The 15,170-nt window shown below is 66.3% G+C and carries 12 protein-coding genes; 6 read left to right on the top strand and 6 right to left on the bottom strand.

What is annotated here, in order from left to right; genetic code table 11:
• Window positions 1-48: 48 nt before the first annotated feature.
• Genes IEY07_RS10050 through IEY07_RS10040 form a run of 3 tightly spaced genes read right to left on the bottom strand, consistent with a single transcriptional unit; the run spans window position 49 to window position 2,424 of the window.
• Entirely contained in the window at window positions 49-588 is a 540-nt protein-coding gene (locus IEY07_RS10050) for a methylated-DNA--[protein]-cysteine S-methyltransferase (protein ID WP_188895104.1), read from the bottom strand.
• Window positions 581-1,864, bottom strand: a complete 1,284-nt coding sequence (locus IEY07_RS10045) for a YbfB/YjiJ family MFS transporter (protein ID WP_229669920.1) — start codon at window positions 1,862-1,864, stop codon at window positions 581-583. Before IEY07_RS10045 ends, IEY07_RS10050 begins: the two co-directional genes overlap by 8 nt.
• On the bottom strand, window positions 1,861-2,424 hold the full coding sequence (locus IEY07_RS10040) for a CGNR zinc finger domain-containing protein (protein WP_229669919.1): 564 nt from the start codon (window positions 2,422-2,424) through the stop codon (window positions 1,861-1,863). Before IEY07_RS10040 ends, IEY07_RS10045 begins: the two co-directional genes overlap by 4 nt.
• Before the next feature lie 372 nt (window positions 2,425-2,796).
• Here IEY07_RS10040 and IEY07_RS10035 point away from each other — a divergent pair, with 372 nt between their 5' ends.
• The 3 genes from IEY07_RS10035 (at window position 2,797) to IEY07_RS10025 (ending at window position 8,261) form a co-directional block, all read left to right on the top strand.
• Window positions 2,797-4,386, top strand: coding sequence for an ABC transporter substrate-binding protein (locus tag IEY07_RS10035; RefSeq protein ID WP_188895101.1), 1,590 nt, complete (start codon window positions 2,797-2,799; stop codon window positions 4,384-4,386).
• Window positions 4,387-4,513: 127 nt separating this feature from the next.
• The gene (locus IEY07_RS10030; RefSeq protein WP_229669918.1) at window positions 4,514-5,599 is read left to right on the top strand and encodes an ABC transporter permease; all 1,086 of its coding nucleotides are present in this window, start codon (window positions 4,514-4,516) and stop codon (window positions 5,597-5,599) included.
• 19 nt (window positions 5,600-5,618) lie between these two features.
• On the top strand, window positions 5,619-8,261 hold the full coding sequence (locus tag IEY07_RS10025; protein WP_229669917.1) for an ABC transporter ATP-binding protein/permease: 2,643 nt from the start codon (window positions 5,619-5,621) through the stop codon (window positions 8,259-8,261).
• Window positions 8,262-8,263: 2 nt separating this feature from the next.
• Here IEY07_RS10025 and IEY07_RS10020 read toward each other — a convergent pair whose 3' ends face one another.
• The gene (locus tag IEY07_RS10020) at window positions 8,264-9,634 is read right to left on the bottom strand and encodes a DHA2 family efflux MFS transporter permease subunit (protein ID WP_188895099.1); all 1,371 of its coding nucleotides are present in this window, start codon (window positions 9,632-9,634) and stop codon (window positions 8,264-8,266) included.
• A gap of 60 nt (window positions 9,635-9,694) precedes the next feature.
• Between IEY07_RS10020 and IEY07_RS10015 the strand changes: the two genes are divergently transcribed.
• From IEY07_RS10015 to IEY07_RS10005, 3 genes are all read left to right on the top strand, one after another.
• On the top strand, window positions 9,695-10,282 hold the full coding sequence (locus IEY07_RS10015) for a TetR/AcrR family transcriptional regulator (protein ID WP_188895097.1): 588 nt from the start codon (window positions 9,695-9,697) through the stop codon (window positions 10,280-10,282).
• Window positions 10,283-10,368: 86 nt separating this feature from the next.
• Complete coding sequence (locus tag IEY07_RS10010) at window positions 10,369-11,853, top strand: mannitol dehydrogenase family protein (RefSeq protein WP_188895096.1); 1,485 nt, start codon at window positions 10,369-10,371, stop codon at window positions 11,851-11,853.
• Between the two features lie 291 nt (window positions 11,854-12,144).
• Window positions 12,145-12,486, top strand: coding sequence for a YciI family protein (locus tag IEY07_RS10005; protein ID WP_188895095.1), 342 nt, complete (start codon window positions 12,145-12,147; stop codon window positions 12,484-12,486).
• 153 nt (window positions 12,487-12,639) lie between these two features.
• On the opposite strand, the gene IEY07_RS10000 is transcribed toward IEY07_RS10005, so the two are convergent.
• Window positions 12,640-14,061: an MFS transporter gene (locus tag IEY07_RS10000; RefSeq protein ID WP_188895094.1), complete on the bottom strand. Its 1,422-nt coding sequence runs from the start codon at window positions 14,059-14,061 to the stop codon at window positions 12,640-12,642.
• Window positions 14,058-15,095, bottom strand: coding sequence for an aldo/keto reductase (locus tag IEY07_RS09995; RefSeq protein WP_188895422.1), 1,038 nt, complete (start codon window positions 15,093-15,095; stop codon window positions 14,058-14,060). The genes IEY07_RS10000 and IEY07_RS09995 overlap by 4 nt, the downstream gene beginning before the upstream one ends.
• Window positions 15,096-15,170: the final 75 nt, after the last annotated feature.

Genomic DNA, 15,170 nt, shown 5'->3' with positions numbered 1-15,170 from the left:
CGACTTGTGCACAGGGTCGCCGGATCAGTCGGAACTGCGCGCTGGGACTCAGATCAAGGCCGGCGGCAGGGCACCTTCGTGTTCGAGCAACCAGAGCTTGGTCTGGCGACCCTGCCCGGGCCCGCCGCCGGAGTAGCCGCCCAGGCCGTCCGCGGCGACCACCCGATGGCACGGAATCGCCAGCGGCACCGGATTGCTGCCCATGATCGACCCGATCGCGCGCGCAGGGACACTGGAGCCGCTGCGTGCGGAGAGTTCTCCGTAGGTGACCTTCTCGCCGTAGCCGACGGTGTCCTTGAGTGCGGTCAGCACCACCAGGCTCGAACTGCCCAGCCCGTCCAGCCGGATCGGCAGATCGAAATCCGTACGCTTTCCGTCGAAGTACTCACCCAATTGGCTGATTGCCGCGGCGACATGCGCTGCCGCCGGCGAGCTATCGGGAGCGGGTGCGGCCGCAGGCCGATAGCGCCAGCCGATGCTCCGGATGCCCTCGTCGTCGGCCAGCACGGTGACCACACCTACCGGCGTCTCCAGACTGCCACGCACGGTGATCAACTCGGCCGGTGTCCCAGCCACTGTCTCAGTCATGATCACCAGTCTGGTCGTCGGGTCCGACAGTTCTCAAGCGATGGACTAGCGGATTTCGGACAAGGCGAGCACCGTGATGCGGCTGATCGTAGTGCGGGAAACCGACGCGCAGAAACAGGGCGGCGACTGCTCCCGCGAGCACGATGGCAGATCCGACGAGCAGCGCCGGACGGTATCCGTTGCCGAGCAAGGGCGTTACGACCAGCGGTCCGATGACCTGGCCGATGCCGTACCCGGCAGTGAGAATGGCGATGGCCCCGGGAATGCCGAGGTGCCGGCCGGTGGCAAGCGACAGCGTCGTGATGCCGACGAAAGTCACACCGAAGAGTGCGGCAGCGACAACAGCCACCCACGGGCCGGCCGACAGCGCTGGCAGTCCCATGCCGATCGCCTGCAGGACCAGCGCACCCGCGATCAGACTGGGTCGCGATGCCCGGGTACTCAACCAGGTCCACAGCGCGCTCGACGGGACGACCGCGAGCCCGACGATGATCCAGACGCTGCTCCCGAGCCAGCGCGGCCCGGTCGCGCTCACCGCGGCGACCAGGAACGTCCCGGCGATGATGTAACCGGTGCCCTCAAGGAAGTACGAGCCCGCCAGCAGTGCGAACCGGGCCCGATGCCCACGGCGGGTGGCAGCGACGGCTGTCCTCGAGCCCGGCCGGTTGCCTGATTCGCCGATCGGCCATCCCACTGCCACCAGCACTGCTGTCAGGACGGACGCCGACCACCAGGCAGCCCGCCAGTCTCCCACGGCGCCGACGACCGCGATCAGGATTCCGGATGCAGCGATGCCCGCTCCGACACCTCCGTACGCCCAGCCGACACTGCGCGGCGTTGAACTAGCGAGCCGGGTGAGGATGGTGTGACCGGCCACCATGAACATCACCGCGCTGGCGACTCCAGCCAGTCCGCGGATGACGACCCACGTGGCGACGTCATGGGTCAACGGCATCACGACCAGGCTGGCGATCAGGACAAGCCCGCTGGTTCGCAGCGCGCGCCGGGCGCGACCGAGGCCCGACACGAGGATGCCGAGTATGCCGCCGAGCAGATAGCCGAGATAGTTGCCGGTCGCCAACAGGCTCGCACCCTGCCTGGTCAAGCCGGACTGCGTCTCCATCAAGGGCAGGATGGGAGTGAAGACGAACCTGCCGACCCCCATCGCCGCCGCCAGCGCTGCAGCGGTCTGGGCCGCGACTCGCCAGCTGCCTCCGGCTGCGCCGGTCAGCGCCGTGCGCTCGGACCCAAGCTCCTGAACCTGATCATTCCTCACTGCGGTGTCGTTCCGGCGGTTGTCAGATCATTGGACAGGGCGCTCTTCTGGCGTTGGTAGTGGCGCCGGGCCTTCATCCGGTTGCCGCACGCGGCCATCGAGCACCAGCGGGCGCTGTTGCTCTTGGAGTGGTCGATCAGGAACCGGGTGCACTCGGCAGTGTTCTGGCAAGCCCGCAACCGACCGGGGGCGCTCTGCTGGAGCTCGCTCCAGGCCAGGACGGCCCGAGCGACCAATGCGTTCGCGGGCGGAGTCACGAGCTCCCAGTCGATGCCGTCGTCGGCCAGTCGGGCCCGGTAGCTGACGCCCTTGACCGCCGGGGCGAGGCCGCTCATACCTGAACCCGCACCGAACCCGCCACGTACTAATGATTGGAGCGTATCGCGTGTCGACCGCAACAACTCGATGTCCTGTGGCAGCCCGTCCCACTGTTGTTCCCGCAGCCAGGCAGCAGCTCCATCCGGCTCAGCGAGCCGGTCAGTCGGTGCTCCGCCGACCATCCGGGTCGTGTTCAACAGCGCCAGCAGCAACTCCTCATCCGCAGCTGCACCGACAGTCACCACCCTAACCTCCATAGCATGTTAACCAGGTTACAGACGTCAGGCTCATTTGTAATCATCGTCAATATCGATGAGCGTTAGGAGACGAATGTGGTCTCTCCCGCCCTTTCCTGGATGCCCGCGTGTGACTGCTGACCGGCACCGCAACCGACATCGCAACCCGTGTCAACCGACGGTTGGCGCCAACGGTCCGTTGCGGGCACAGCGTCGAATCGAGCCATGGCTACTCGGGTGTTAAGGTCCCGTCCAACATCCGGACATGTTCCGCCACGCCGGGCCGGCAACAGACGGCGCCCCGGCAGCGGAGCACCAGTCGGCCTTGTCGGCGTGATCGTCGCCGCCGCCGAGAACCAGGAGCAAGCATTGAACCGCATGCGAGCAGCAGCCACTAGCGTCGCTGCGCTGACAGCGCTGACCGTTGCCGTCGCCGGCTGCGGCGCCGGGAATCCCGGCAAGAGTTCCGGTAGCGATTCGGACTCCGCGGGCCTGATCGTGGGCACCACCGACAAGGTGGTCTCGATCGACCCGGCCGGTGCGTACGACAACGGTTCGACCACCGTCCAGACCCAGGTCTTCCAGTACCTGCTGAACTTCCCCGAGGGCAAGACCAGCCCGCAGCCGGATGCGGCCAAGAGCTGCGACTTCACCAAGCCGACCGAATACACCTGCACGATGAAGCCAGGCCTCAAATTCGCCAACGGCGATCCACTCAATGCGGAGAGTGCGGCCTTCTCGTTCCAGCGTGTCGTCAAGATCAACGATCCCAACGGCCCGTGGGCGCTGCTGGGCAACATGAAGTCGGTCAAGGCCGTCGGCGACAAGGTCGTCTTCACCCTCAAGGCCGGCAACGACCAGACCTTCCCGCAGGTGCTGGCCACCTCGGCCGGCCCGATCGTCGACCAGAAGGTCTTCCCTGCCGACAAGGTGATGCCGGATGATCAGGTGGTGAAGGCCAAGGCGTTCTCCGGGCCGTACACGATCTCCAGCTACCAGAAGAACGTGTTGGCCGAGTTCAAGAAAAACCCGGACTACAAGGGTGCCTTCGGTCCCGCCAAGACCGACACCGTGACCATGAAGTACTACACCGACGCGAACAACCTGAAGCTCGACATCCAGAACAAGAACATCAGCGTCGCCTACCGCTCCCTGACGCCGACCGATATCGCCAATCTCAAGCAGACCAAGGGAATCACGGTGCACACCGGTCCCGGCGGGGAGCTGCGCTACCTGGTCTTCAACCTCAAGACCATGCCCGGCAAGAACGATGCGCAGAAGCTCGCGATCCGCAAGGCCGTCGCGTCCTCACTCGACCGGCAGGCCATCTCGACCCAGGTCTACAAGGGCACCTACACCCCCGCCTACTCGGCCATCCCCCAGGGACAGTTGGCGGCGAGCGAGCCCTTCAAGGATCTGTACGGCAGCAAGCCCGACAAGGCCAAGGCCACCAGCTTCCTCAAATCCGCGGGCGTGACCACTCCGGTCTCGCTCAACCTCTGGTACAACCCGGACCACTACGGCTCCAGCTCGGCCGACGAGTACAACGAGGTCAAGCGCCAGCTCGAAGCGACCGGATTGTTCAAGGTCAACCTGCAGTCGGCGGAGTGGACCACCTACAGCAAGGACCGGACCCAGGACGACTATCCCGTCTACCAGCTGGGCTGGTTCCCGGACTTCCCGGATCCTGACAACTACCTGACTCCGTTCTTCTCCAAGGACAACTTCATCCTCAACCACTACTCGGATCCGCAGATGACCAAGCTGCTCGGCTCGGAGATCTCCGACACCAATGCGGACTCGCGCAAGCAGACCCTGGTTGCGGCACAGAAGCTCGTCGCAGAGCAGCTGCCGATCATCCCGCTGCTGACCGGCTCGCAGGTCGCTGTCTCCACCAGCGACGTCAAGGGCGTCGACAACACCCTCGACCCGAGTTTCCGCTTCCGCTTCAGCTCGCTGTCCAAGTGATGCCGGCAGTGATGTCACTCTTGATCACAAGCACGTTGAGCTGACGACCTGCTCCAGCGCCATATCCGGCACGCGGCGGGCCTGCCCCTGAGGCCGGCCCGCCGTCTGCTGCCCGAGGAGGCTTCCCATGGCAACAACCGAACTGTTCGTCCCGCCCGAACCGCCCGCGACCACGGCACCCCGGACCCGCCGGGGAATGCCTCCGCTGCTGCGCTACATGCTGGTGCGCATCGGACTGGTGATCCCGATGCTGTGGATCCTGCTGACACTGGTCTTCCTGCTGATGCGGGTGATCGGCGATCCGATCAGCGCTGCCCTGGGTGGCCGGATGAGTCCGGCCAAGATCGCCCAGGCGAAGGCGGCCGCCGGGCTGGACAAGCCCCTGATCGTGCAATACGGCCAGTACCTGTGGAACATCCTGCACGGCGACTTCGGCACCACACTGACCGACCATCGGGCGATCTCCAACATCCTGGTCGTGAACGGTGCGGCCACCCTCGAGCTCTCCGTGTACGCGTTGGTCGTCGCGTTCCTGGTCGGCATCCCACTGGGCCGGATCGCCGCCCGCTACCGTGATCGTTTTCCCGATGTCGCCCTGCGCCTGTTCGCGATCCTGGTGTACGCGGCGCCGGTGTTCTTCGTCGGACTGCTGCTCAAACTCGCCTTCGCCCCGCTGGGCTGGCCGGTGGCCGGCCGGGCCAGTACGGCGACCGAGCTGACCCTGCAGAATGTCCGGCCCGAGACCCACATCATGTTGATCGACGCCATCCTGTGGGGCGATCCGAAGATGATCCTCGACGTGCTGCAGCATGCCGTGCTGCCGGCCGTCGCCCTCGGACTGCTGACCGGTGGCGTGTTCCTGCGGCTGGTGCGGGTCAATCTGCTGCAGACCCTGCGGATGGACTATGTGATGGCTGCCCGTGCCCGGGGCATCTCCGAACGCCGGGTCCTGGGCCGGCACGCCTTCCGCAACGCCCTGGTGCCGGTGGTCACGGTGATGGGCATGCAGATCGCCATGCTGATGGGCGGCGCGCTGCTGACCGAGACGACCTTCGAGTGGCAGGGTCTCGGCTACACGCTCGGACAGTATCTGCTCAAACGCGATTTCATTGCCGTACAGGGAATCGTCACCGTTTTCGCCCTGATCATCGGAGTCGTGTCGGTGCTGATCGACTTCATCGTCGCTCTGGTCGACCCGCGGGTCCGGTTCTGAGCCGAGGAGGAAGCTGATCATGTTGAGCACCATTCGGATGACCCGCGGCCTGCAGCGCGTGATGCTGTTCACCGGCTTCGGGATCGTCGCCTTCTTCATCCTGCTGGCGATCCTCGCCCCCGTCGTCGCCCCATACGGTTTCAACGCCGACCGGATCGGCAATGTCGTCTTCGGAACCCAGATCCACCCGTCAGGTGCGCACTGGTTCGGCACCACTGTCGGAGGCCAGGACGTGCTGTCCCGCGTCGTCTACGGCGCCCGGACGGCGGTGATCGTGATCGTCGTCGCCGTGATCATCTCGATCGTGATCGGCGTCCCGATCGGACTGGTCTCCGGCTATCTCGGCGGACCGCTCGACCGGGTGCTGGTGTTGATCATGGACGCTCTCTACAGCTTCCCGTCGCTGCTGCTGGCGATCGTGGTCTCGATCATCATCGGCGGCGGCCAGAGCGGCTTCGTCACGGGAATTCTGGCAGCTGCGATCTCGATCACCGTGGTCTTCATCCCGCAGTACTTCCGGGTCGTCCGCAACGCGACCGTCTCGGTCAAGGTCGAGCCGTACGTCGATGCCGCCCGGGTGGTCGGCGCCGGGACCCCACGGATCCTGTTCAAACACATCCTGTCCAACGTCGCCGGCACCCTGCCCGTGATCGCCACCCTGAACGCGTCCGAAGCGATCCTGACCCTTGCCGGGTTGGGATTCCTCGGCCTGGGCATCGAGCCGTCGGCGGCCGCCGAATGGGGCTACGACCTCAACCGGGCGCTGTCGGATGCGACCAACGGGATCTGGTGGACCGGCATCTTCCCGGGCGTGGCGATCGTCCTGATGGTGCTCGGCGTGACCCTGGTCGGCGAGAGCCTCAACGACGTACTCAACCCGCTGCTGCGCACCCGCGCCGGCGGCGGCTCGGCCGACGAGCAGGAGGTGGCCGCCGAATTCGAGGCAGCCGTCGGCTCCGACGAGGTCCACGAAGCCGTTGTCGTCGACGACCGGGATCCCAAGCTGGTTGCCACCCTCAGCCTGCAGGATCTGACCGTACGCTTCGACACCGATGCCGGCGTCGTGCACGCCGTCAACGGCGTCAGCTTCGCCGCAGACCCGGGCGAGGTGGTCGCGGTGGTCGGCGAATCCGGATCCGGCAAGTCAGTCAGCACCCGGTCGGTGCTCGGGCTGCTGCCCTCGACCGCGCACACCACTGGCTCGGCCAAGCTGCGCGACCGCGAACTCCTCGGCCTCGGCTCGCGGGCGCTCCGGCCGATCCGCGGTGACCAGATCTCGATGATCTTCCAGGAGCCGTCGACCGCGCTCAATCCGGTGTATACGATCGGCTGGCAGATTAGTGAGGGCATCCGCGCGCACCGCAAGATCAGCCGCAAGGAGGCGCGGGCGAGGGCCATCGAACTGCTCGACCTGGTCGGCATCCCCGAGCCTCAGCGGCGGGTCGACTCCTATCCGCACCAGCTGTCCGGCGGTCAGAAGCAGCGCGTCGTGATCGCGATGGCGATCGCCTGCGAACCGGATGTGATCATCGCCGACGAGCCGACGACAGCGCTCGACGTCACCGTGCAGGCCGCGATCCTGGAATTGCTGCTGTCGCTGCGCGATCGGCTCGGAACAGCGATCGTGTTGATCACCCACAACATGGGCGTGGTCGCCGACATCGCCGATCGGGTCGTGGTGATGTATCGCGGGGAGGTCGTCGAAGAGGCGCCGGTCGAGAGACTGTTCGCCGACCCGCAGCACCCGTACACCCGGCGGCTGCTCGGCGCCGTACCGAGGCTGGGCGCAGGCAACGAGCGACCTGCAGCGGACGCGAAGGCCGAGGCCGACAAACCGATCACGTTGATCGTCGATGATCTGGTCGTCGAGTTCCCCGGGCGCATCGGGCAACCGCCGTTCCGTGCCGTCGACCGGGTCGGTTTCGAGATCCGGCGCGGCGAGGTGCTGGGCCTGGTCGGCGAGTCGGGATCCGGCAAGTCGACCGTCGGCCGGACCGTGGTCGGGCTGCAGAAGCCGACCTCCGGCTCGGTGATGGTCGGCGGTTCGGAGATCTCCGAACTCAGCGAGGCCCAGCTTCGCAGCCACCGCGGCAGGTTCGGGTTCGTCTTCCAGGATCCGGCCGCCTCGCTCAACCCGCACCTGACCGTGGCCGACTGCATCGCCGAGCCGCTGTACGTGCAGCAGGTCGGGTCGGTGGCCGAACAGCGGAACAAGGTCCGGTCGCTGCTCGATCGCGTCCAGCTCCCGGGGGCGTACGCCAATCGCTATCCGCACGAGCTCTCCGGCGGCCAGCGGCAGCGCGTCAGTCTGGCCCGCGCGCTGGCGCTCGACCCGGAGCTGCTGGTCGCCGATGAGCCGACCTCCGCTCTGGACGTCTCGGTACAGGCGCGGGTGCTCGAGCTCTTCGCCGAACTCCAGCAGGAACTGCAGTTCGCCTGCCTGTTCATCAGCCACGATCTGGCCGTCGTCGACTCGCTCGCCGACCGGGTGGCCGTGATGCAGAGCGGCCGGCTGGTCGAGGTCGGCCCGCGGCAGCAGGTGCTGAGCGATCCGCAGGAGGAATACACCCGCCAGCTGATCGCCGCGGTTCCGGTACCGGACCCGGTCGAACAACACCGTCGCCGCGAGGCCAGGGGCAAGCTGCTCACCGACGTGTCGTAGTGCTACATCCCTTGCCTGGTAGGGATTGCCAGGCAAGGGATGAGCGCGATCAGAGTCAGGCCGATACTCCAGAAGAATGCCGCGTGGAATCCGGTGACCGAGCCCACGGCGGCCGCGACCGTGGCCAACACCGCGGTGCCCGCCGCTCCGCCGAGTTGCTGGACGAGGCGGACGATCGCTGAGCCGGCCGGGACCTGATCCCGGGACAGGTCCACGAAGGCACCCGTGGTGATCGCGATGTTCACTCCGCTCAGCGCACCGCCGCGGATGATCAACGCGACGCCCAGGAGTACCCAGCTCGTCCGCGTGGTCGCTATCGCGAAGGGAACGGTGGCCACCGCGCATAACAGCACACCGAGGACCGCGATCAACCGGGCGCCGATACGGTCGACGATGCTGCCGACCCATCGGGTCAGGAGCGAGCCGACGCCTTGGAGTGCCAGCACGGCCCCGGCGGTCAAAGCGGTGAGACCACGCTGCTGCTGGAAATACAGCGGGATCAGGAACAGCGCCCCGTAGAGCGCAAGCCCGGTCAGGAACAGCGTTGCGGTCGCAGAGCCGAAAGCCCGGTTGGAGAGCAGTCGAACCGGAACCGCCGATCCCTCGCCCCTGGTGAAGCTCCACACGACGAATCCCGCAATCAGGATCAGGCCAGCCGCAAGTGGTGACCACACGGACGCGACTGCATGATCGCTGCGTCCGGCGGCGTTGCTCAGCGCGAAAAGCAACGCCGCGGTCCCGATGCCCAGCAGCAGTACGCCGGGCAGGTCCAGCCGCTTCTGGGTCTGGGCCGGTGAACTGGGCACGAATCGCAGCGCCAGCAGGATCGCCGCGACGCAGATCGGCAGATTGATCACGAAGACCCAGCGCCAGCTCACCGCGTCCACGATCGCACCCCCGACGAGCGGACCGGCGATTGGCGCGATCGTGGTCACGAGCATCACGACAGTGAGCACACGACCGATCTTGGTCGGCCCGGCGGCCCGGACCAGGATCGTCTGCAGCACCGGCAGCATGATCCCGGCCCCGACTCCTTGCACAGCACGAAAAGCGACGAGTGACCCGAAGTCCCACGACAGCGCACACAGGCCGGAGCCGATCATGAACAGCGCGAGTCCGACCACCCAGACCCTTCTCGAGCCGAAGCGGTCTGATGCCCACGCCGTGACCGGCACGGTTACGGCCAGGGTGAGCAGATAGGCCGTCGTGACCCACTGGATCGCCCGAGTGCCGACGTCCAGGTCGGTGCTGATCGTGTGCAGTGCGACATTCACGACGGTCGTATCGACCAGTGGCGCCACGCCGCCGACAACCACGACCAGTGCCAGCCGGATCAACGGCCACCCCAACGGTTCCAATCGCGCTTTGGCCATCACTCCCCCTAAGAGACATGTGTATCTTACGACTTTAAGATACACATGTATCCTCGCCATGTGGAGACCGAGACCAATGCCAGTCCAGTCCGCCGCCGTCGCGGGCAGGAGTTGGAGGAGGCCCTGCTCGAGGCGGCCTGGGTCCAGCTGCAGCGCGAGGGCTACACGGCGTTCACCATCGACGCCGTGGCCCGTACGGTCGGCACCAGCCGCGCGGTGATCTATCGCCGCTGGCCCGGACGTGCGGCGCTGGTGCTGGCGACCGTACGAGCCCACGCCGGCACAGTCGTCGGGAACGCCCCGGATACCGGAAGCCTCGAAGCCGACGTCCTCGCCCTCCTGAACGATCTGGCGGATCGGATCCAGCAGATCGGCATCGACGTCGCAACCGGACTGTTCGGCGAGCTGGACGAGATCCCCCACGAGGCCAAGGCCGTCGTCCCGACCGCCTTCCGGCAGGTCATCGACCAGGCCGTCAGCCGCGGAGAGATCGGCGCCGCACCCGTTCCTGATGCGGTGCTGGCCATGCCGGGCGTACTGATCCGGTACGCCATGCTGGCCGAGCGGGCCGCACCGTCCGACCAGGCCCTCGACGACATCGCGCACCAGCTGTTCCTGCCGCTGGTGCGCTATCACGCCTCACTCTGAATGCCGCCCGTCGCCGCGGCAGCGCGCGATGCTGACATGATGGACAGAATCGGCCGAACAGCTACCCGAAGGAGGATGGCTCCGCCATGACCCCCGTGATCGACCTGTCCGCGGACCTGCCCGCTGAAGCGGAGGGCATTGCGCTGCCCACCTATGACCGGTCCCGGGTCACAGCCGGGATCGTGCATTTCGGTGTCGGCGGTTTCCACCGGGCCCACCAGGCGATGTATCTGGATCGGCTGCTGCGGGAGGGCAAGGCGACCGATTGGGGCATCTGCGGAGTCGGCGTACTCCCCCACGACGCCCGGATGCGGGACGTGCTGAAGGCGCAGAACGGCCTCTACACGCTCGTCGAGAAGGCACCGGACGGCAGCCAGGCGGTGACCGTGATCGGGTCGATCGTCGACTACCTCTTCGCGCCCGACGACCCGGACGCGGTGATCGAGAAGATGGCGAGCGAGCAGATCAGGATCGTGTCGCTGACCATCACCGAGGGCGGCTACAACCTCGACGCAGTCACGGGCAGGTTCGACGACCACAACCAGGCGATCCTGGACGAGGTCGCGTCGTCCGAACCGCTGAAGACCGTGTACGGGTTGGTGGTCGCCGCGCTGAAGCGTCGCCGCGAACGCGGCCTGCCGCCGTTCACCGTGATGTCCTGCGACAACATCCAGGGCAACGGCGAGATCGCCAAGGGCACCTTCACGTCGTATGCCCGGCTGACCGATCCGGAGTTCGCCGACTGGATGATCGAGAGCGTCGCGTTCCCGAATTCGATGGTCGACCGGATCACGCCGGCGACCACACCCGACGACATCGCTTCCCTGGAAGAGAAACACGGTGTCAAGGACGGCTGGCCGGTGGTCTGCGAGCCGTTCGAGCAGTGGGTGCTGCAAGATCATTTCCCGCTCGGACGGCCGCCGTACCAGGATGCCGGAGTGCAGGTCGTCGACGACGTCGAGCCGTACGAGCTGATGAAGCTGCGGTTGCTCAACGCCGGACACCAGGCGATCGCCTACTTCGGTTATCTCTCCGGGTATCGGCTGGTGCACGAGTCGGCGCAGGATCCTGCGATCGCCCGTTTTGCCCGCGCCTACATGGATCGCGAGGGGACGCCGACGCTGAAGCCGGTCCCCGGAGTTGATCTTGAAGAATACAAGGACTCGCTGATCGAGCGGTTCGCCAACTCCCATGTCCGCGACCAGGTCCAGCGGCTGTGCCTCGAGGCATCGGACCGTATCCCGAAGTTCGTGCTCCCGGTCGTACGCCATCAGCTCGCCCACGACGGCGAGGTGCGGCTGGCCGCCGCGATCATCGCCTCGCTGGCCCGCTACTGCGAGGCGGTCGACGAGGACGGTCAGCCGATCGAGATCAACGACCGGATCGCCGACACGCTTAAGAAGTACGCTGCCAAGCAGATCGCACCGGATGCCGACGAACTGGCGTTCCTGACCAATCGCGAGCTCTTCGGTGATCTTGTCGACGAGCCGCGGTTCACCGAGCCCTACCTCGAGGTGCTCCGCTCACTGCACGAGGTCGGCGCCCAGCAGACCGTGCAGAAGCTCACCTGATCCCCGGCCGGTCGACGTCGGCGACCCTCAAGCCGCACAACTCGCGACAACTCGACTTCGGCGCGCCTGGATTCGTACGATCCGGCCGTCAGACTCGCGACAACTCGACTTCCGTCGACCCGCCAAGCGGAAGTCGCGACAACTCGAGTTGCGAAGGCGAATCGCGACTCCCTGGCGTTCGAACTCGCGACAACTCGACTTCCGCGCCGGCGGTGTCGGAACCGGGACCAGCCGTTCGTTGATTGTGTGAGACTGCGAGCAGAAAGCGCGCACCCGGAACGAGGAGCAGAGATGGCCGAATACCTGATCTTCTTCAACCAGCAGTGGGTCGGCGATCACGACGCGGCGTGGTTCGCCAGTCGCGGACCACTGGCCAAGGCCGTCGTCGAAGAGATGAAAGACGCCGGCGTCCTGATATTCGCCGGTGGTCTGGTCGAAGAGGTCGAGGAGGCGTTCAGCGCCGATGCGACCAGCGGCACAGTGGTGATCACCGATGGGCCGTACGTGGAGACCAAGGAGTATCTGGGCGGCCTCACCGCGATCAACGTTCCCACGCTGGACGAGGCCAAAGTGTGGGCCGGCAAGGTCGCCGAGGCTTGTGGCTGGCCGCAGGAGGTCCGCGAGTTCAAGTGATGAATCCGGCCGCCGCATCGCCCGTCATGCGATCCTGCCCGGAGTTCCGCCTCGAGTGCCGTGGCCAGTGAGACGAGGACAACACGGTCACCGATTGAAGTGTCGCGCCACGGCGACAGGCCCGACGGATTCCCAGCGACTCAACGGAGCTTCTTACCGACGAGAGGCGAGCCGGTCGCCATTGCGCCGCGCGGTCGCTAGGGCCCAACGGCTCGTAGACATCAGGCCGAGCAGCATGGCGAGCAGACCGCAGGCGGCCAGGACCAACCACGCTGCACGGCCGGCGGCGATGAAGTCCGCGCCGGTGCGCGCCACGATCGATCCGGTGACCGCGACACCGATGGCGATGCCGAACTGTCGGCCGCTGGAGGCCACCGCTCCCGCAACACCAGCCTGATCCCGAGGGAGCCCCGAGACGGCGGTGTGCGTGACCGGTGGCGCGGCCAGACCGGCACCGAGACCGAAGACAGCGTAGGTGACCAACAGATACGCGATCGAAGTGTGGACGGTCAGTGGCATCAGCAGTAGGGCACCGACGGCGAGCAAGCCGCCACCCAGGGACAGCGGCAGTCGTGCACCCTTTACGGCGAGCAACCGCCCGGACACATTGGCCGACACTCCTTGTCCGACAGCCAACGGGATGATCATCAACCCAGCGGGCAGCGCACCCGTGCCTCGGACATCCTGAAGGTAGAGCGTGTTGAGGAACAGGAATCCCCCCAGGCTGGCCGAGATGGCCAGCGCGATCAGGTTGGCCCCTGCGAACGGTGGGCTGCGGAAGAACCGTGGGTCGATCAACGGCTCCGGTTGCCGCGATTCCACGACCAGCAGGCCGACCAGCGCGGCAACCGCCAGCAGATAGAGACCGACAATCGCTAGAGAGTCCCAGCCCCGGTTGGGACCCTCGATGGTGGCGACGATGATCGACGCGAACAGCACGACGACGAGCGCCTGGCCGGGCGGGTCATAGGCCCGTACCCGTTCTGCCCTGGACTCGGGAACAAAGCGCTGGGTCAACGCGATTGCGACGATGCCCACGGGCACATTGACCCAGAACACTGAGCGCCAGCCGAGCGCGCTGACCAGGACACCGCCCAAGATCGGTCCTGCCGCTGCCGTGACCCCGATGACCGATCCCCAGACGCCGACGGCCCGGGCCCGTTCCTTCGGCTCGGTGAAGACGCTGACGATGATCGACATGGCGACCGGGTTCAGCATCGATCCGCCGACTGCCTGCAGCCCTCGGAATGCGATCAGCCACCCAACGCCCGGCGCAACACCGCAGAGCAACGAGGAGGCCGAGAAGACGCAGAGCCCGAGCTGGAAGATCCGCTTGCGGCCGTACCGATCGGCCAGCGAGCCGGACAACACCAGCAGGCAGGCGATCACCAGGGTGTACGCGCCTATGGTCCACTGCAGGCCGCTGACCGAAGCGTGCAGACTTCGACCGATCGACGGCAGCGCAACATTGACGATGGTGATGTCGATGCCGGTCACGGCGACACTGAGACAACAGATCGCGAGCACCAGACCGCGGCGGACCGGACGAGACCACGGCGGAGTCGGAGCTGTCATCGCCGACGGGACCGCGGATTGAGGGCGGTGGTACCGAATTCCCACATGTTGTCCGCAATGTCGACCGTGGTTCCGGGCGCAACGATCCCATCGATGCGGTCCAGGACGTCATCGGCGAGCTTGATCCCGTCCGCGGCGAGATAGCCCTCCATGTGCTCCATCGTCCGGGGCCCGATGATTGCCGTGGTGACCGCAGGATGCCGAGTGACGAAGGCGACCGCCAGTTGGACGAGCGTGAGACCGGCCTCGTCGGCCAGCGCGCCGAGCCGATCGACTGCGTGGAGCTTGGCGGCGTTGGCCGGATTGTCCGAGTCGAACCGCCCTGGTCGGCGACCTGCCCGCGCCGGCGCGCCCGGTCCGGTCACCGTGGTGTCCTTGCGGTAGCGACCCGAGAGCCAGCCTCCGGCCAGCGGGCTGTAGGCCAGCACCCCGATGCCGTGGCGTTGACAGGTCGGCAACAGGTCGTACTCGACCGCCCTGGTCAGGATCGAGTACGGCGACTGCTCGCTGCGGGGTCTCCCGTGACCACGCCCATCGGCCACCCACTGGGCCTCGACGATCTCGGACGCCGGCAGCTTGGAGGTGCCGAACGAACGAATCTTGCCGGCCCGTACCAGGTCGGTCAGCGCACCGAGCGTCTCGTCGATGTCCGTGTGCGGATCCGGGACGCCGACCTGATAGAGATCAATCCAGTCGGTCCGCAGTCGTCGCAGGGACGCCTCGACCCCTTCGATGATCCAGCGCCGGGAAGCGCCACGGTGGTTGGGATCGGCGTCGAACGGTGGCCCGAACTTGACCGCCAACATCACACTGTCGCGACGTCCACCAGTCAGCGCCTTGCCGAGAATCTCTTCGGACTCGCCATGTGAATAGCCATCCGCAGTGTCGATGATGTTGATCCCGGCGTCCAGCGCACGGTGGACGATCCGTACGCAGTGATCGTGCTCGGCGTTGCCGAAGGCGCCGAACATCATGGCACCCAGACACAGCCGGCTCACCGAAAGCCCGGTACGTCCGAGATAGCCGTAATCCATCATCGCTCCTTGCAGAAGACCGTCAGGTAGAGTTGGCACCAAAACGGGCAGGGTGTCCGGATCAACGATACGGAC

This window comes from Microlunatus endophyticus (assembly GCF_014646195.1).
Lineage (GTDB): Bacteria > Actinomycetota > Actinomycetes > Propionibacteriales > Propionibacteriaceae > Microlunatus > Microlunatus endophyticus.
Note: the sequence above shows the minus strand (reverse complement) of the source record. Positions and strands in the feature narration are given on the sequence as shown.